Genomic DNA, 16,823 nt, shown 5'->3' on the forward strand with positions numbered 1-16,823 from the left:
AAAGAGGACCAAAGAGCGATTCGGATACTAGGGCGCGGGAGAGAAGTTCCCTCGCCCGCACCCCCGAAGGTTCGGTTCAGCAGAGCCACCGCTACCATGAAGGTGCGCCGGACGGACGGTGCGTACGACACATGGCGTCCGGAATCCGAGCGACCGTAAAATTCGCCGACCCGAACGGGTGCCCCATCGCCCGGCGCTCCGAGTCCGCGGCGGGAGCCATCGATCAGACGGCCACGAGCGTCTCGTTGCCGGGGGAGGCGGGGAGCGTCACCGAGTTCCTGGTTCCGGGAGACGACGACGCCGAGGACGCCGTCTTCTCCTACGGGACGGCGACGGTGTTCCGGACCGCCCACGAGGGCGACGCGACCTGTCCCTGCGAGTGTCTCGGGCGGTTCGGCTGTCCGGTCCACCGGTACGTCGCCGACGACGGCGACCTGACGCTCGTCTTCCACGCGGCGGATTTCGGCCAGTTGCAGGCGGTGATGGGCGAACTCGGCGACCGATTCGAGAACGTGGACGTTCAGCGTCTCCTCCAACCGCCGCTGGAGGGACCGCCCGAAGAGCGGGTGTTCGTTAACCGAGGGAAACTCACCGACAGGCAGCGCGAAGTGCTGGAGACGGCGTATCGGATGGGCTACTTCGAGCGGCCGAAGCGGGCCAACGCCACCGAGATAGCCGCGGAACTCGACATCTCCCAGTCGACGTTCACCGAACACCTCGTCACCGCCCAGCGGAAGATTCTGGAGGACGTGCTCGAAGGGAGCGCGTAAGGGTGCAGTCGCCCCGCCGTCCGGCGAACGCGCGGACCGTCTCGCCCGCACGTGGATAATTTAAGTCGAGCGGTCTCCTCGCACCAGTACACAATGCCACTCGCACAGGAAACCGAGATGTCGGACTCGGAGGTCGACGAGTTCCTCGGTCGCCACGAGACGGGCGTCCTCTCGCTTGCCCAGTCGGACGAGCCCTACTCGATTCCCATCTCCTACGGGTACGACGCCGGCGCCCGGGCGTTCTTCGTGCGACTCGTCTCGACGCCCGAGAGCGAGAAGCGGCGGTTCCTCTCGTCGTCGCCCCGCGCGCGTATCGTCGTCTACGAGGAGAGCGAGTCGAACCCGACGTCGACGTACCGGAGCGTCGTCGGCACCGGCACCCTCGAGGAGATATCGCCCGCGGAACTGACCGTCGAGCACGTCGAGCAGTACGGGAACGCGAAGCGACCGCTGTTCGAGATATGGGGACAGTCGAAGAAGGACCTCAACATCCAACTGTACACGCTCGACCCGGACGAACTGAACGGGCGACGGACGGAGATAGACCGAGACGCGGCCGAGTGACGGGAGCGCTCGGAACGGAATCCGTCAATAAATTCATTTCGGAGGAGGCCGCGCCGCCTACTATGATTCGCCTGATACGATTTGTCGGACTGTTGCTCCCGTACGTCGCTTTCGCCGGGCCTGTACGGTCATCGGCGCGGCGACGTGACGACTTCGACCGTCGGACGACCCGGTAACGGGGCTCGATTTCGCGAGCGTCGCCGAAGGACAGTTCGAGCGCTCTCCCGCGTCATCCGAAGATAGGTCCCGCGCGGCGAACCGAGAGACGAACCGTCAACAGGACGCGAAGTGCTGCGAGTCGACTGACGCCCCGCAGACGGGGCAGCCGTGCGTCAGCGTCGCTTCGCGCATCGGGCCGTTGACCTCGATTCGCTGACCGCACTCCGGGCAGGTGAAGACGAACTCGCTCATGGCCGCTGTTTCACACTCTCGCATATAGGCGGTTTGGCTCCGGGAGTCGACCGCAGTTCCGCCCGGATATCGGGGTGTATTTGACTCGGATGTGCGGACGCGGACGTTCCGAAGGGGTCACCGCCCGCCCGCCACCGACGAACGGGCCGACCGCTCGGCGCGTTCGCGACGGGTGATCGACAGCGAGAACTCGCCCGCGGCGTCCATCGACACCACGATGTCGTCGACGCGGCGGCGGTACTCGCTGGTATGCTTGCCCGAGCGACAGAGGCGGAGGCTCTCTTCGAGGAGTCCGGCCTCGGTGAGCGATTCCACTTTCCGGTACGTCGTCGACAGGGGGATGTCGCACTGCTCGGAGAGTTCCCCCGCGGACAGGGCCTCCTCGCTGGTCGCCCGGAGGATGGCGCGGCAGTCGGCGTCGTCGAGGACGTCGAAGAGGCTCTCGACCTCGGCGACGTCGGAGACCGTGCGGCTCTCGTCGCTGTATTCGCGGTGACGGACTGCCATCGGGGCCATCGTCGACTGACTCATATTTTATCCAAGGCGGGGAACGACAACCAGTCTGCACCGCAGATATCCGGGGTGGTTTATATACCGCCAAGTGGAGACGGTCGATGGAGCGGTTCGGACGCGAAGAAAAACCGGGACGAAGCGTCGATTGCGAGAGCGGTTCGCCGGCGCTCTATGCCATGCTCCGGCACGTCTCGACGCAGTCGCGGAGGACTTCCGCGCACTGCTGGCAGTGGTCGGCGTCGTGGCTCTCACACTCGTCGGCGCACGCCTCGCAGACGTCCGCGCACGTCTCCGCGAGGTCGTTGGCGTAGTCGGAATCGCGGGCCATCAGTCGCGCGTGGAGCGACGCGATGTCGGCCACGTCGCGGCAGAGGCGGGCGCACTCCTCCATGTCCTCGCTGCCGAGGCACTCGTCGGCGCACCACTCGCAGACCTCGGTGGCCCGGGTGCAGTTCTCGATACATTCGCGCTGTTCCTCGCTCAGATGGTCGATCTCGGAGACGGACTCTGACAGGGACATCGCATCTGTACCAACGGGCGGCTACTTTTCCTCGCTTGTGGCTTCGATCGTTAACCTTCGCTCGCTGCGGCGAATCCGGCGTCGATGGTCGTTACGAGCGTGATTCCGTCGAAATGCGGACGACGGCGGCGTCGAGAATTCCGTTTCGGTCGAAGGAACCGCGGTCGTCGGGGTAATTCGTTTTCGAACGAAAAACGGGCCGGAACGAGCGGGCGAGGACGGAAGAGACGGCGCATCGAGACGGGCGGTTCGTTAACCGGGGGAGAGCGCGGGAAGAAGATTCATTCGCCGGTCGACTCGGCGAGCGACTCGTACTGGGCGCTTATCTTCTCCGCGCACGACGCACAGCAGACGTGGTAGAGGTCGCCCGACTCGACTTCCACCGTCTCGCCCTCGCCGGAGACGGCGTTCCCGCAGACGGAGCACTGTACGTCGAAGTCGCCCGCTTCGAGTTGGGGCTGCCACGAGGAGTCGAGCACGGACTCGACCCTGTAGTTTCTGAGTTCCAGTCCCTCCAGGACCGACCGGAGCAGGGCGTGTATCTCCGAGGGCGAACGCATCGTCTTGGCGACGACGCGCGACTCGACGGTTCGGAACACGTGTTCGACGCCCTCCTCGGACTCCAGTCGGGACAGCACCTCCTCCGCGTCGGCCGGGTGCGACTCGACGACGACCAGCGTCTCGTCGGCGTCCGAGAGCAGCGTGCGGTCCAGTTCGAGGGTGAAGCGGCGGATGATGCCGAGTTCCCGGAGCCGTTCGACGCGGTTGGAGACGGTCGGCGGCGAGCGGTCGACCTCCTCCGCGATACCCCGGAACGACCGGCGGGAATCCTCCATGAGAAGCCGCAGGATATCGACGTCCGTCTCGTCCAACTCGGTCATAGACGACGGGTACCACTCGCAGCCTGTTTTGGCTTCTGGCAGGTCGGGCCGCCCGCGCTCGGCGGTGGGCGCTCGGAGTCGGTCCCGCGTTCGACCGGTCGTTGGCCCGTCGCACGTCCGAGGGCAGAGGAGAAGGAAGACGTGGTGCAACGGACGATGTCGGACCAGAGGACGACGAGCGACGCGAGGACGTAGCGCGGCGGTGTGACGAAAGCGGCGGGTCGAAGAGAGGAGAACGGACTACCGACGCAGGAACCCGAGCAGTTCGTAGTCGCGGTCGGGGGTATAGCGCCGGAACAGCAGGCTGTTCGTGAGCACCGACACCGAGGAGACGGCCATCGCGCCGGCCGCCAGCACGGGTTGAAGCAGGCCGAGCGAGGCCAGCGGAATCATCGCCGTGTTGTAGCCGAGCGCCCAGAAGAGGTTCTGCTTTATCTTCTGAAGCGTCCCCTCGGAGATGCGGATGGCCTTCACGACGTCGAGGGGGTCGTCACGCATCAGCGTCACGTCGGCCGCTTCGATGGCCACGTCGGTACCGCTGCCGATGGCCGTGCCGACGTACGCGACGGCGAGGGCCGGGGCGTCGTTGACGCCGTCGCCGACCATCATCGCCTGCCGACCCTCGTTCTGAATCGACTCCACGGCGTCGGATTTGTCCTCGGGGAGGACCTCCGCGCGGACGTTCGCCGGGTCGATACCGACCTGTTCGGCCACCGCCCGCGCCGTCCGTTCGTTGTCGCCGGTGAGCATCATCACGTCGGTGCCGCGTTCGCGGAGCGCCGCGACTGCCTCCTTCGCGCTCTCTTTGACCGTGTCCGCGTCGGCGACGACGCCGAGCAGTTCGCCCGCTCCGCCGTCCGCGGGGAGTCGCGCGACGAGCATCGCCGTCTTCCCCTCGTTCTCCAGTCGCTCCATCGTCTCCGCCGCCGGCGAGGGGTCGATGTCGTTGTCGCGGAGGAGCTTTCGGTTCCCGACCAGCACGTCGCTGCCGTCGACGGTCGCCCTGACGCCGTGGCCGGGAACGTTCTCGAAGTCTTCGGGGTCGGTCACGTCGATACCGCGTTCCTCCGCGCCGCTGACGATGGCGCGGGCGAGTGGGTGTTCGCTCCCGCTCTCGGCGATAGCCGCGAGGCGCAGCACGTCGTCCTCGTCGAGGCGGTCACGGGCGGTCAACTGACCCCCGTCGGGAGCCGCTTCGCCGCCGTCGGCCACGGGCGCTCCGTCGTCTCCGAACACCACCACGTCGGTCAGTTCCATCGCCCCTTCGGTCAGGGTGCCCGTCTTGTCGAAGACGACCGTGTCCACGTCCTTCGCGCGTTCGAGCACGTCGCCGCCCTTGAACAGGACGCCGTTCTGCGCGCCGATGGTCGTGCCGACCATCGTCGCCGCGGGCGTCGCCAGACCGAGCGCGCACGGGCAGGCGATGAGGACGGACGAGGCGAACACGACGACGGCGAACTCGAACGCCGACAGCGCCGCGGGGCCACCGCCGACCAGTCCCCACAGCGGGAGCGACCCGACGAACCCGGCGAGCGCTTCGGGGAACAGATACCAGACGGCGCCCCAGACCAGGGCGTTCAGGATGACCGCGGGGACGAAGTACGCCGAGATGCGGTCCGCGAGGTTCTGAATCTCGGGCTGGCGCGACTGCGCCTCCTTCACCGTCTGCACGATTTGCTGGAGCGCCGTGTCCTCACCGACCTTCGTCGCCTCCACGACGAGCACGCCGTTCTCGTTTATCGTGGAGCCGACGACCTCGTCGCCCTCGCCCTTCTCGACGGGGACGGACTCGCCGGTGACCATCGACTCGTCGACCGCCGACTGCCCGTCGACGACGACGCCGTCGGTCGGAATCTGCTCGCCGGGGCGGACCTTCATCCGGTCGCCGACCTCGACCTCCTCGACGGGGACCTCGCGTTCGGTTCCGTCGTCGTCGACGACGGTGGCCTCGTCGGCCTCCATCTCCAGAAGCGTCCGAAGGGCCTCGCCAGCCTGTCCCTTCGAGCGGGCTTCGAGGTAGTTGCCGAGCGTGATGAACACGAGGATGAGCGCGGCCGTATCGAAGTACAGCCCCTCGCTGGCCAGCAGTCCGAGGAGGACCGCGACGGAGTAGACGTACGCGGTGGACGACCCTAACGCGATGAGCACGTCCATGTTCGCCGTGCGGTTCTTCACGAGCGCCTTGTACGAGTTCCGATAGAACGGCCGCCCGAGGACCAACTGAACGGGCGTCGCCAGGGCGAACTCGACCCACCCGAAGTCGACGCCGAACACCTCGTCCGGGAGCACGCTCCCCCCGAGGAGCAGTTTCTCCACGAGGAAGAACAGCAACGGGGCCGAGAGCGCCGCGCCGAACAGCGTCAGTCGGAGCTGTTTCCGGATTTCGGCCTTCCGGGCGGCGTCGCGTTTGTCCTCCGAGGATTCCTCGTCGTCGCCGTCTTCCCGGACGGGCGAGTAGCCGGACTCCTCGATTGCGTCGTAGAGGTCCGACAGCGTCGCCTCGGCGGGGTTGTACGTCACCTGCGCCTCGTCGGTAGCGAAGTTCACGTCCGCGGAAACGACGCCGGGGGTCCCCTCTAACGCACCCTGCACGGTCTCCGAGCAGTTCGCACACGACATGTCCGTAACGGCGATAGTGGTCGTCTCCGCTACGGGGTCGTAGCCGGACTCTTCGATGGCCGCGTAGATGTCGCCCAGCGAGACGACGTCGGGGTCGTACTCGACGGACCCCTCGTCGGTGGCGAAGTTGACGTTCGCCTCCCGCACGCCGTCCAGCGACTCGACGGCGCCGGACACCGTCTGCGAACAGTTCGCACAACTCATCCCTTGTACGTCGATTCGGCTGGTGCGGTGACTCATTGTCCCTAGGTAGGGGCCCTACATTCAACCGGGTTTCCCTTTCGAAAGTACGGCTCCACCTGGAGAGCAACGTTCGAATCGAAAGCCGGTTCGGCCGACGGTCGGGGGTCCCTGCCGCTCCGCGGACGCGTCGAAACCAGCACACGTTTCACGCGGTTCGCCCTCCCGAGGAGTGGAGGGAGAGACGATTCTCACGATAGAGTTCGAGACGGAACCGACGGGGGTGGTGGCCGAACTGCTGCCGTTCGTCGGCGACGGGGGGAGCATCGAGGTTGACAACGCCTTCTACGTCGAGGACGGCGAGTGGTTGGAGTCGTTCACCGTCGCCTCGACGGAGGAAGTGGACCTCGCGGCGCGTTTCGAGGAGGTGTCGGGCGTCTCCGTCTTCTACACGCAGTCCATCCCCTCCGGGTCGGCGGGCACGCACCTCGCCCGCGCCGTCGTCTTCGCCAACGAACCTTACCCCTACGTCCTCGAAACCGTGCTGCGGCGGCACGCGATACCCAACCGTCTGGTCGTCGAGAGGGGGACGGTCAGCGTCATCGCGACGGTGGCCGAGTGGGACGACTTCAGAGACTTGGCCGACGACGTCGAGGAGAAGTACGGCCGGTTCGACCTGCTGAAGGTGAACGAGACGGACCGACCGGGCGAACCGCTGGACAGCGGCCGTCTCACGGACGTCCTCGTCTCGAAGTTCAGCGACCACCAGATAGACGTGCTGGAGACGGCGTACACGATGGGCTACTTCTCCGTCCCCCGCGAGGCGTCGGCGCAGGAGGTGGCCGACGCCCTCGGAATCCAGCAGTCCACGTTCAGCGAGCGCATCCGCACGGCGCAACACACGCTCTTCGAACTCATATTCTCGACTCGTTGAATTTACTATATCAATATATCACGGTCCCGTCGGCCCCGAGATCTCCCACCCCTATTTAATGTGTGATACTCATCACCGGGGTTCGGGGGAAGTCCTACCCGATTATCGGTGTTGGTTGGGACCATCATGGGCGATGATGACAGACGAAGCGACCCGGAAGGCGGACCGGGGACGACCCGGCGGCGGTGTCTGCGGGCCGTCGCGGGACTCGGTGCCGCCGGCGTGACCGGCCTGTCCGGATGCGTCGGCGGCGGGTCCGGTCCCGTCAGCCTCGAACCGGACGTCCCCGCGGGCACGCGGGAGACCGTCGAGACGAAGTACTGGCACGACTGGCCGACCGTCGACGCGGAGTCGCCGCCGATGGAGTACACGGCGCGGGCCGGCGCGGTTCTCGACCCGGTGACCATCGAGTTCTCCACGGAGGACGACCCCTGGATGCGCGAACACGCGTTCATGTTCCAGCGGTCGCTCCGCGACCTCGGCGTCAGGCCCGAACTCGACAACCGACCGCTCAACCAACTGTACGCGCAGAGCTGGGCGACGAACGGGTTGGAGAACATGATATCGATGAGCACCCACGGGCCGGACCCTCAGCGCGGACTCGACCCGAACCCGCTCTTGATGCGGCGGTACAAATCCAGCCCGTCGAACTACGACAACTACTGGCATCCGAAGCTCAACGAGATTCTCGACGAGCAGCGCCGCCTGACCGGGAACCGGGAGCGACGGAAAGAACTCGTCGACCGGGCGCAGGCCGTCTTCGCAGAGGACGTGGGGGCGCTCATCACGCTGTTCCCGGACGTCATCACGGCCGTCAACGAGCGCAAGTGGGACGGCTACGTGATGACGCCCGGTAACGGGCCGACGGGCGACGCGTTCCAGTGGTCGGAGGTGAACCTCCAGCCCCAGACGGGCGAGACGGCCTACGTGAAGGGCACGTCGACGTCGATGAACTCGCTGAACCTGCCGTGGGCGGCGGGCGGGGCGGAGGCCAAACGGCTCACCTACATCTACGACGGCCTGTTCGACGCCTCGCCGGACCTCGAAGTCGTCCCGGCCCTCGCCACGTCTGCAGAGTTCGTCGACGACACCACCGTCGAGATGACGCTCCGCGAGGGCGTGACGTGGCACGACGGCGAGGCGTTCACCGCCGAGGACGTGAAGTTCTCCGTGGACTTCTACAACGAGCACTCGGCGGTGAGTCAGGCGCCGTTCTACGGCCCCATCGACTCCGTCGAACGGTTGGGGAGCCACGAGGTGCGCTTCAACCTCTCTCGACCGGACGCGTCGTTCCTGACCCAGCGAGTCGTCCGCAGCGCCATCATCCCGAAGCACCGCTGGGAGGACGTCGAGAACCCCACGCAGTACAGCCCCACCGAACCCGTCGGCACCGGACCCTTCGAGTTCGGCAGGTGGTCGCAGAGCAGCAAGTTCGTCGTCGAGCGCAACGACGACCACTGGACGTGGGACGACGACTGGCGCGCCGAACACCTCGGCGACGCCGCCGCGCGCGGCCCCGGAATCGACCGGGTCATCTGGGTGAACGTCGGCAACGTCAACGCGCTCATCGGCGGCCTCCAGAACGAGAAGATAGACGCCGTCGCCGGCCGCCTGTCGAACACGCAGGCCGAACGCGCCGCCGATACGTCGGGCGTCGAGAAGCGCGTCGCGGACAACTTCGCTCCTTTGGACACGAAGCTCATGTTCTCGACGCCGCTGATCCGCGACAAGGAGTTCCGCATCGCGCTTGCGAAAGCCGTCGACAAGGAGGGCTTCGTGACGCAGGTGCTCCAGAACCGCGCGACGGTCCCGCCGGGGGAGAACTTCATCTCCGACCTGACGATTTGGACCAACGCCGAGACGAAGAACTACGAGTACGACCCGGAAGCGGCCCGCGGAATCCTCGCCAGCGCGGGGTACACGTGGGACGGGGAGGGCAACCTCCGCTTCCCGAACGGCGAGGCGTGGGCGGCGTTCGTCGAACGCGTCCAGAACGGCAACTGCCACCGCCGCAGGACCGAACTGAATCAACCCGACTTCGCGGACGCAGCGGAGGACTCAGACCAATGACGACGAGACACGAGCACGACGACCGAACCGACGCCCGCGACGCCCGCCGACCCCCGGCGTCCGGCGAACCGACGGTGAAGAACGACGCGAGGACCGAAGCGGAGGCGGGGCGATGAGTCAGTTCCAGCGGTTCCTCGCCAAGCGCATCGGCATCGCGGCGGCGCTCACCTTGGTCGCCGTCACTATCATCTTCTTCACCCTCCGACTGCTCCCCGGGAGCCCGTTCACGCAACTGGTGGCCTCGGGGAACCTCTCCGAACAGCAGGTCGCGGAGATTCTGTCCCTCTACGGGCTGAACCAACCCCTGCACGAGCAGTACCTCATCTACCTCCAGAACCTGCTCACCTTCCAGTTCGGCTACTCCATCCGGCAGACCCGACCCGTCTGGGAGATTCTCGGGCCGAAGCTGTTCAACACGCTGATACTGCTCGTGCCCGCCCTCGTGACGACGGCGGTGCTGAGCACCCTGCTCGGGATGTACGCCGGGTGGAACCGCGGGTCGTGGCTGGAGACGGGGAGCATCGTCACGACGACGTTCCTCCGCTCGACGCCCGTGTTCATCACGGCGCTGCTGTTCATCATCGTGTTCTCGTACACGCTCGACCTCGTCCCCGCGTTCGGGATGCGCGAGATAACCGCCAGTCCGGACGGCTTCGCGGCCACCTACCTCTCGGTGGACTTCCTGCACCACTACCTCCTCCCGTTCACGGTGGCGGTGCTGTACTACAGCGGCGACTTCCTCCTCTTGGCGCGTAACGGCGTCGTCGAGCAGAAGGGCTCGGAGTTCCTGAAACTTCACAAGGCGAAGGGACTCTCGGAGACGGAGCAACTGCTGCGGACGGGGCGGAACTCGCTTTTGCCCGTCCTCACCTACTTCGCGCTCCGGCTGGGGATGATATTCCAGGGGCTCATCCTCCTCGAAGTCGTGTTCGGGTGGCCCGGCATCGGCCGCCAACTCGTCACGTCCATCTCCCAGCAGGACTTCCCCGTCGTGCAGGCGGCGGTGTTCCTGATGGCGCTTGCGGTCATCGTCATGAACCTCGTCGCCGACGTGCTGTCGGCGTACTTCGACCCCGCCGTCACCGCGGGAGGTGGGAGCTAATGTCCGTCGACAGCGTCGAACCCGTGCGCTCGTGGGTCCGGTCCGGCGCGGACCGAATCGCGTCGAGCCTCCGGTTCGTGGTCGGCGACACGCCCGCGGCCGTCGGCCTCGTCGTCCTCGTGACGTTCGCGTTCCTCGGGGTGTTCGGTCCCGCCATCGCGCCGCACGACCCCATCCGCTACAGCGTCCAGACGGGACAGGGGGCCATCGCGCGCCTCCAGTCCCCGACGCTCGCCGCCCCCTTCGGCACGACGGCCTACGGGAAGGACGTGTTCAGCCAGTTCCTCGCCGGCGCCCGTCCGACGTTCGTCGTCGGCCTGTTCGGCGGGGTGGCGACGGGCGGCGTCGGGTTCCTCGTCGGCCTCGTCGCGGGCTACTTCGGCGGCACGGTCGACGAGGTGCTGATGCGCCTGACCGACCTGACGTTCTCGCTTCCGTTCATGCCGATGGCGCTGCTGCTGTTGACGTTCGTCCAGCCGAACATCTGGGTCATCACGGCCATCGTCGCGGCGTTCCTCTGGAAGATGCCCGCGCGGGTCATCCGCTCGGAGGTGCTTTCAGTCTCGGAACGGACGTTCGTGCGGTCGGCGAAGGCCAGCGGCGCGGGCCACCTGCGGACGATGTTCGTCCACGTCGCGCCGAACGTCCTCCCCATCGCGTTCCTGTACACGGCGTACGGCGTCGCGTGGTCCATCGCCGCGCAGGCCAGCCTCGCGTTCCTCGGCTTCGGCGACCCGACGACGACGAGTTGGGGCCGGATGCTCCGACAGGTGTTCGCCTCCGGCAGCATCCGCGTCGCGTGGTGGTGGGTGATTCCGCCCGCCGTCGGCATCGCCGCGGTCACGACGTCGGTGTTCCTCATCGGCCGCGCCTACGAGGAAGTCATCAACCCCGAAATCAGCGAGCAATCACAATGAGCCTACTCGAAGTCGAAGACCTGACGGTGACGTACGGTTCGGACGACGGCCGCGTGCACGCGGTCAACGGCGTGTCGTTCGAGATACGCGAGGGCGTCAACTACGGCCTCGCCGGCGAAAGCGGGTCCGGCAAGTCCACGGCCGCCGAGGCGCTCCTCGGTCTGCTGCCGAACAACGGCCGGGTCGACGCCGGGTCGGTCACGTTCAAGGGGCAGGACCTGCTCTCGATGTCCGACGAGGAGCGCCGGGACGTGCTCTGGGAGGAGATAGCGTACATCCCGCAGAGCGCGATGGACTCGCTCGACCCGGTGATGACCTGCGGCGCGCAGATTCGGCAGGCGATACAGAAACACCGGAACGTCTCCGACGCGAAGGCGCGCGACCGGGTGCGCGAACTGTTCGAGATGGTCGGCCTCGACCCCGACCGGACCGAGCAGTACCCCCACGAGTTCTCCGGCGGGATGCGCCAGCGGGTCACCATCGCCATGGCGCTGGCGCTGGAACCGGATCTCATCGTCGCCGACGAACCGACGACGGGCCTGGACGTGGTCGTGCAGGACAAAATCGTCGACACGATACTGGAGATACAGGAGCGCATCGACAGTTCGCTGCTGCTCATCACGCACGAAATCGGCGTCATCGCGGAGACGTGCGACGAACTCTCCATCCTCTACGGGGGGACGGTGATGGAGCAGGGCAGCGTCGACAACGTGCTCGTCAACCCGACGAACCCGTACACGATGGGGCTGAAGAACTCCTTCCCGGAGGTCGAACGCCTCTCGGAGGACCCGGTGGCGATTCCGGGGTCGCCCCCGAGCCTCGACGCGCCGCCGACGGAGTGCGTGTTCGCCGACCGCTGCCCGTTCGAGACCGAGGAGTGCACCGACTCGGAACCCCCGCTGGTCGACCTTCCGAACCGCAACCATCGCTCGGCCTGCCACCACGTCGACCGGGCCGCGCGGATGCGGCGGGAGGCGGCCGACCCGGAGACGTGGGGCGTCGACCCCGCCGAGGAGGCGGCCGCGGACGGGGAGGCCGAAGAAATCCTCCGCGTCGACGAGTTGGAGAAGTGGTACTCGACGAATCAGTCGCTGTTCGACCAACTCCGCGGCGAGGAACCGCCGCAGGTGAAGGCCGTCGACGGCGTGTCGTTCTCGCTGCACCGCTCGGAGATTCTCGGCGTCGCGGGCGAGAGCGGGTGCGGGAAGTCGACGCTCGGCGAGACGGTCGCCATGCTCGAAGAGCCGACGGGCGGCGACGTCGAGTTCGACGGCAAGAGCGTCGAGGAGTACCAGCGCGGCGGGATGAAGGAGTTCAGGCGAAAGGCGCAGATAATCTTTCAGGACCCCTTCGACTCGCTGAACCCGCGGCAGACGGTCCGGCAGCTCGTGACCGAGCCGCTGAAGATTCACGACCTCGCCGAGGGGCGACAGACGGAGAAGGCCACGGAGACGCTCGAACGCGTCGGGTTGACGCCCGCCGAGGGGTTCCTCGACGACTACCCGCACGAACTGTCCGGAGGGCAGCGACAGCGCGTCGCCATCGCCCGCGCCCTCGTGCTCGACCCGGACTTCCTCGTCTGCGACGAACCGGCGTCGATGCTGGACGTCTCCCTCAAGGTCAACCTCCTCAACCTGCTCCGCGACCTGGCCGACGAGGACGACATCGGCATCGTCTACATCTCCCACGACCTCGCCAGCCTCTCGCAGGTGTCGGACCGACTCGCCGTCATGTACCTCGGTCGGATCGTCGAGATGGGCGAGACCGAACGCGTCGTCTCGGAGCCGAAGCATCCGTACGCGTCCGCGCTCCTCTCGGCGGCGCCCGAGAAGGACCCCTCGAAGGACAGAGACCGCGTCCTCCTGGACGGCGAACCCCCGGACCCGGTCGACCTGCCCGAGGGCTGTACGTTCGCGCCTCGCTGCCCCAAGGCGACCGAGGAGTGCCGCGAGGCCGAACCCGGTCTCGGGGAGGCCGCCGACGCGGACGGCGACCACACCGCCGCGTGTTACTTCCCCGTCGACGAGGACGGACCGAGCGACGCCCCCGCGAACGCCTCGGCCTCGAACACCTCCGCGGACGACTGAACCGACCGAGATGAACCCCGCTCGAACCTCCTCTCGACCCACGCGCGCTTCATAGATGCCCGACGACGCTCGCGCCGACGACGAACCGACCCTCGCCCGAGCGGACGCGCTCGGAATCGCCGCCGCCGTCGCCGTCCTCGCGTGGGGCGCGCTGGCGGAACCGTCGGCGTTCGCGCCGAACGCGCAGGACGTGATGGCGGTGTTCGGCTTCGCGCTGGTGCTGTGGCTCACGGAGGCCGTCCCGTACGTCGTCTCCAGCACCCTCGCCGTCGTGCTGCTCGTCGTCTTCGGCGCCGCCCCGTCGTTCGCCGTCGCGGCGTCCGGGTTCGCCTCCTCGCTCGTGTTCTTCCTCCTCCTCGTGTTCCTCCTCGGGGCCGCCATCGACGAGGTGAACCTCGACCGCTGGTTCGCGTCCCGACTGCGCTCGACCGGGGGGAGCGCCGCGCGGCCGTTCCGGTCGCTCGCGTCGAACCTGTTCGCGCTCGCCTTCCTCATGCCGTCGGCGGTGGCCCGCGCCGTCACGTTCGTTCCCGTGGTCAGGCGGGTCCGCGACGCCTACGGCCTCGACCCCGGCGGCGGCTTCGAGCGCTCCTCCTTCCTCGTGCTCGGACACGTCAACCCCGTCGCCTCGCTGGCGCTCATGACCGGCGGGGGAATGGCGCTGGTGACGGCCGAAATCGTCCGCTCGGGCTCCCAAAGCGTCACGTGGCTGGAGTGGGCCGCGCTGATGATTCCCCCCGTCGCCGCGCTGTACGCGCTCTCTGCGGCGACGGCCGGCTACCTCTACGGCGCCGCCGCCGCGGACGCGTCGGTCGGTGAGGGCGTCGAATCGGACGGAGGCACGGCGGGCGGGACCGTCGGTGCGCTCACCCGCGACCAGCGAATCGTCGCGGCGACGATGGCCGGCGCGGTCTGTCTATGGCTCCTCGGCTCTCTCACCGGCCTCCCCGCCATCGTCCCCGCGGCGCTGGCCGTCGCGGTTCTCGCCCTCCCCGGTATCGAGATTCTGACGGCCGCGGACGCCGCCGACGTGAGTTGGGGCATCCTCTTCGTCGTCGGAGCGATGTTCTCCGTCCTCGACCGGATGGAGGCGACGGGCGCGCTTGGCACCATCGTGGAGGCGGCCACCGGCGCGGTTCCCTTCCACGCGATGCCTCACTGGCAGGGCGCGGCCGTGCTCCTCGGGGTGGCCGTCTGCGTCCGCGCGCTCTTCTCGACGGGGTCGGCCGCGATGCTCGTCGTCCTCCCGGTGGCGCTCCGAATCGGCGGCGAAATCGGACTGAACCGACTGTTCCTCGCGCTCGCCGTCGTCCTCGTCGTCGGTTCGACGACCGTCTTCCCGTTCAACACGACGGCGGTGCTGGTGTCGATGGAGGAGGGTCCCCTCGACGGATTCGACGTGCTGGCGTTCGGCCTCGTGACGATGTTGTATTCCTTGGTCGTCGTCGCCGTCGCGTGGGCCGTCTACTGGCCGGCCGTGACCGCGGCTCTCGGGTGACTCAGGAGGGAAATGACCGGTGTAGAGTGCGTTCGATGACGGATCGCATCTCCCCGGAGAGACCCGAGATAGCGGCGATAGCAATCCGGCTAGTCGCTGGAGCGCGCGGGTAGCGTCACTCGGAAGAACCGGTGCCCGGCGACGCCGAACTATCGTACATCTCTTCGAACTCCTGCTCGCCGCGGATGAGCTCGTCGACGCCCTCGGTGAGCGTCACGTCTCCGAAGACGGTCGCTCGGTAGTACGTGTGCAAGCCGTCTTGACCTCGGTCGGTCCGCTGGCGTTTCTCGACGAGACCGACCTCGACGAGTTTGTTGAGGTGGTAGTGGAGGGTGCTATCGTCGATGCCTATCGCTTCCTCCAGTTCTTTGGGACTCATGTCCCCGCTATGGACGAGTCGGTAGAGAATCTCGTACCGCGTCCGATGCCCCACAGCGGCGTGCATAGCGAGATACTCGTCGAGACCGAGGACGCTCTCCTCCGAGAGCAGATCCCGCGGGTCCTCCGGCGGGTTGCCCTCGGCCGACTGGGGGTCGTTCGTCGCCATTGTAGGCTATGATAGGGACGGGTGATTCTTAGGTGTTCTCGAGCCGAGGGTTCTAAAAAACTCCCTCTTTTAAGTTCCCGGTAGAGATAGATGATCTATGACCGCGGTGATCACGCGCGACTTGATCGTCGACCGATTGGGGAACGTCCCGTATGACCGGTTTCTCTGCTATCTGATGGGTCCGTACAAGTCGTTTAATCTCGAGTACGTCCTCAGCGAAGAGGAGCGACGGGATATCGACGTCGAGGAACTCCCGGGTCCATTGCGACGACTCTTTCAGAGCAAGGACGACATCGATGCGGCGCAGGCGCTCTTGCGTCGCGTACAGGGCGAACTTCGCGTCGATCCGGGGGTGAACGCGTTTTTAGCTCTCGACGTCGACGTGGACACCGACGACGTAGACGCGGCGACGCAGAGCGTCGAGTACACGAGATGCAGTAACGCGACAGCCTTCGTGCTACCGTTTCTCGGGCATAACTTCGGCGTCGGCGAGGAAGCCGGGAGTATCCTCGAATCACTCTCGGAGACGCACGGCGAGCGGTTGCTCTTCGTACGCGAGCGTGACGTCACGAGTGCGATGATTCGGTCGGCAAACACACGCTGGGACCTCCGTATCGAAACGTACGACACGGAAGCGGAGCTCGTCGAGAAACTCCGACTGTTCGTCGGTGGTATTATGCATCGAGAACGACGGGGCGAACTCGGTCGGTTGGACTAACTCTACTTGTTCGCCGTCGCAAACGTGTGAGGAGAGCTTGACCGGACAGCTATCGAGTCAGTTTCGACCGCGTTCCGAAGCCACTGTCGAGTGGAAACGGCGGTGACGGATACCAGACATATCAGATATCGAGTACCGAGAACGGAGAATCCAGTTGGCGTACACCCCCGGTTTCCCCGGAGTGTGGCTTGCTACGTAAGGTGTAGCGGGAATCTCGAGCAATCTCCAAGCGCTATCTCTCCTCGACTGGAAATTGAGGTCGTCTATTCCTAATACTGTCGTTTCAGTGTCTGTCTCGGGTACTGTCGGTGGTCGACGAACGACGCGCAGCAAGCAGTGAGTGCCAACTGGGGTTTTTCCAGACTACGATTCGGTCGATACACCCCGATTTTGATGGGGTGTATCGGGATTTCAGTGTTCGCAGAGTGCCGGTCTTCCGTCGCGGCGCCGGTTGGAGGGCTGGAAGACGATCGGACACGTAGTCCGTAGACG

General features: G+C 66.4%; 15 protein-coding genes. 9 read left to right on the forward strand and 6 right to left on the reverse strand.

The window, feature by feature from the left end:
- Positions 1–131: 131 nt before the first annotated feature.
- Both NDI79_RS14930 and NDI79_RS14935 read left to right on the forward strand, forming a co-directional pair.
- The gene (locus tag NDI79_RS14930; RefSeq protein ID WP_310929365.1) at positions 132–770 is read left to right on the forward strand and encodes a helix-turn-helix domain-containing protein; all 639 of its coding nucleotides are present in this window, start codon (positions 132–134) and stop codon (positions 768–770) included.
- Positions 771–863: 93 nt separating this feature from the next.
- Entirely contained in the window at positions 864–1,334 is a 471-nt protein-coding gene (locus tag NDI79_RS14935; protein WP_310929367.1) for a pyridoxamine 5'-phosphate oxidase family protein, read from the forward strand.
- A gap of 273 nt (positions 1,335–1,607) precedes the next feature.
- Here the strand turns inward: NDI79_RS14935 and NDI79_RS14940 are convergent, their stop codons facing one another.
- From NDI79_RS14940 to NDI79_RS14960, 5 genes are all read right to left on the reverse strand, one after another.
- Positions 1,608–1,745 carry a DUF7560 family zinc ribbon protein gene (locus NDI79_RS14940; protein WP_310929369.1) on the reverse strand — a complete coding sequence of 46 codons (138 nt, stop codon included), beginning with the start codon at positions 1,743–1,745 and terminating at the stop codon, positions 1,608–1,610.
- Positions 1,746–1,862: 117 nt separating this feature from the next.
- On the reverse strand, positions 1,863–2,252 hold the full coding sequence (locus NDI79_RS14945; protein WP_310929370.1) for a helix-turn-helix domain-containing protein: 390 nt from the start codon (positions 2,250–2,252) through the stop codon (positions 1,863–1,865).
- A gap of 175 nt (positions 2,253–2,427) precedes the next feature.
- Positions 2,428–2,778 (reverse strand): four-helix bundle copper-binding protein, encoded by a 351-nt coding sequence (locus tag NDI79_RS14950; protein ID WP_310929372.1) that lies wholly within the window; start codon positions 2,776–2,778, stop codon positions 2,428–2,430.
- 281 nt (positions 2,779–3,059) lie between these two features.
- Positions 3,060–3,659 (reverse strand): Lrp/AsnC family transcriptional regulator, encoded by a 600-nt coding sequence (locus NDI79_RS14955; protein WP_310929373.1) that lies wholly within the window; start codon positions 3,657–3,659, stop codon positions 3,060–3,062.
- Between the two features lie 240 nt (positions 3,660–3,899).
- The gene (locus NDI79_RS14960; RefSeq protein ID WP_310929374.1) at positions 3,900–6,518 is read right to left on the reverse strand and encodes a heavy metal translocating P-type ATPase; all 2,619 of its coding nucleotides are present in this window, start codon (positions 6,516–6,518) and stop codon (positions 3,900–3,902) included.
- Positions 6,519–6,744: 226 nt separating this feature from the next.
- Here NDI79_RS14960 and NDI79_RS14965 point away from each other — a divergent pair, with 226 nt between their 5' ends.
- From NDI79_RS14965 to NDI79_RS14990, 6 genes are all read left to right on the forward strand, one after another.
- A complete protein-coding gene (locus NDI79_RS14965; protein WP_425499621.1) occupies positions 6,745–7,392 on the forward strand; it encodes a helix-turn-helix domain-containing protein in 648 nt (215 codons plus the stop codon).
- 126 nt (positions 7,393–7,518) lie between these two features.
- The gene (locus NDI79_RS14970; RefSeq protein WP_310929376.1) at positions 7,519–9,462 is read left to right on the forward strand and encodes an ABC transporter substrate-binding protein; all 1,944 of its coding nucleotides are present in this window, start codon (positions 7,519–7,521) and stop codon (positions 9,460–9,462) included.
- A 112-nt stretch (positions 9,463–9,574) separates the two neighbouring features.
- Positions 9,575–10,564, forward strand: a complete 990-nt coding sequence (locus NDI79_RS14975) for an ABC transporter permease (protein WP_310929377.1) — start codon at positions 9,575–9,577, stop codon at positions 10,562–10,564.
- On the forward strand, positions 10,564–11,481 hold the full coding sequence (locus tag NDI79_RS14980) for an ABC transporter permease (RefSeq protein WP_310929378.1): 918 nt from the start codon (positions 10,564–10,566) through the stop codon (positions 11,479–11,481). Before NDI79_RS14975 ends, NDI79_RS14980 begins: the two co-directional genes overlap by 1 nt.
- Positions 11,478–13,568 carry a dipeptide ABC transporter ATP-binding protein gene (locus tag NDI79_RS14985; protein WP_310929379.1) on the forward strand — a complete coding sequence of 697 codons (2,091 nt, stop codon included), beginning with the start codon at positions 11,478–11,480 and terminating at the stop codon, positions 13,566–13,568. Before NDI79_RS14980 ends, NDI79_RS14985 begins: the two co-directional genes overlap by 4 nt.
- 55 nt (positions 13,569–13,623) lie before the next feature.
- Positions 13,624–15,066, forward strand: coding sequence for an SLC13 family permease (locus tag NDI79_RS14990; RefSeq protein ID WP_310929380.1), 1,443 nt, complete (start codon positions 13,624–13,626; stop codon positions 15,064–15,066).
- Positions 15,067–15,181: 115 nt separating this feature from the next.
- On the opposite strand, the gene NDI79_RS14995 is transcribed toward NDI79_RS14990, so the two are convergent.
- A complete protein-coding gene (locus NDI79_RS14995; protein ID WP_310929381.1) occupies positions 15,182–15,613 on the reverse strand; it encodes a winged helix-turn-helix domain-containing protein in 432 nt (143 codons plus the stop codon).
- A 97-nt stretch (positions 15,614–15,710) separates the two neighbouring features.
- Here NDI79_RS14995 and NDI79_RS15000 point away from each other — a divergent pair, with 97 nt between their 5' ends.
- Complete coding sequence (locus NDI79_RS15000; protein ID WP_310929382.1) at positions 15,711–16,331, forward strand: DUF7509 family protein; 621 nt, start codon at positions 15,711–15,713, stop codon at positions 16,329–16,331.
- Positions 16,332–16,823: the final 492 nt, after the last annotated feature.

Origin of the sequence: Halogeometricum sp. S3BR5-2 (assembly GCF_031624635.1) — an archaeon.
Taxonomy (GTDB): Archaea; Halobacteriota; Halobacteria; order Halobacteriales; family Haloferacaceae; genus Halogeometricum; species Halogeometricum luteum.

What these genes read in the sequence shown, in the direction of transcription:
- NDI79_RS14930 (WP_310929365.1), top strand. Translation starts at nt 132, where the DNA reads ATGGCGTCCGGAATCCGAGCGACCGTAAAATTCGCCGACCCGAACGGG.
- NDI79_RS14935 (WP_310929367.1), top strand. Translation starts at nt 864, where the DNA reads ATGCCACTCGCACAGGAAACCGAGATGTCGGACTCGGAGGTCGACGAG.
- NDI79_RS14940 (WP_310929369.1), bottom strand. Translation starts at nt 1,745, where the DNA reads ATGAGCGAGTTCGTCTTCACCTGCCCGGAGTGCGGTCAGCGAATCGAG.
- NDI79_RS14945 (WP_310929370.1), bottom strand. Translation starts at nt 2,252, where the DNA reads ATGGCAGTCCGTCACCGCGAATACAGCGACGAGAGCCGCACGGTCTCC.
- NDI79_RS14950 (WP_310929372.1), bottom strand. Translation starts at nt 2,778, where the DNA reads ATGTCCCTGTCAGAGTCCGTCTCCGAGATCGACCATCTGAGCGAGGAA.
- NDI79_RS14955 (WP_310929373.1), bottom strand. Translation starts at nt 3,659, where the DNA reads ATGACCGAGTTGGACGAGACGGACGTCGATATCCTGCGGCTTCTCATG.
- NDI79_RS14960 (WP_310929374.1), bottom strand. Translation starts at nt 6,518, where the DNA reads ATGAGTCACCGCACCAGCCGAATCGACGTACAAGGGATGAGTTGTGCG.
- NDI79_RS14970 (WP_310929376.1), top strand. Translation starts at nt 7,519, where the DNA reads ATGGGCGATGATGACAGACGAAGCGACCCGGAAGGCGGACCGGGGACG.
- NDI79_RS14975 (WP_310929377.1), top strand. Translation starts at nt 9,575, where the DNA reads ATGAGTCAGTTCCAGCGGTTCCTCGCCAAGCGCATCGGCATCGCGGCG.
- NDI79_RS14980 (WP_310929378.1), top strand. Translation starts at nt 10,564, where the DNA reads ATGTCCGTCGACAGCGTCGAACCCGTGCGCTCGTGGGTCCGGTCCGGC.
- NDI79_RS14985 (WP_310929379.1), top strand. Translation starts at nt 11,478, where the DNA reads ATGAGCCTACTCGAAGTCGAAGACCTGACGGTGACGTACGGTTCGGAC.
- NDI79_RS14990 (WP_310929380.1), top strand. Translation starts at nt 13,624, where the DNA reads ATGCCCGACGACGCTCGCGCCGACGACGAACCGACCCTCGCCCGAGCG.
- NDI79_RS14995 (WP_310929381.1), bottom strand. Translation starts at nt 15,613, where the DNA reads ATGGCGACGAACGACCCCCAGTCGGCCGAGGGCAACCCGCCGGAGGAC.
- NDI79_RS15000 (WP_310929382.1), top strand. Translation starts at nt 15,711, where the DNA reads ATGACCGCGGTGATCACGCGCGACTTGATCGTCGACCGATTGGGGAAC.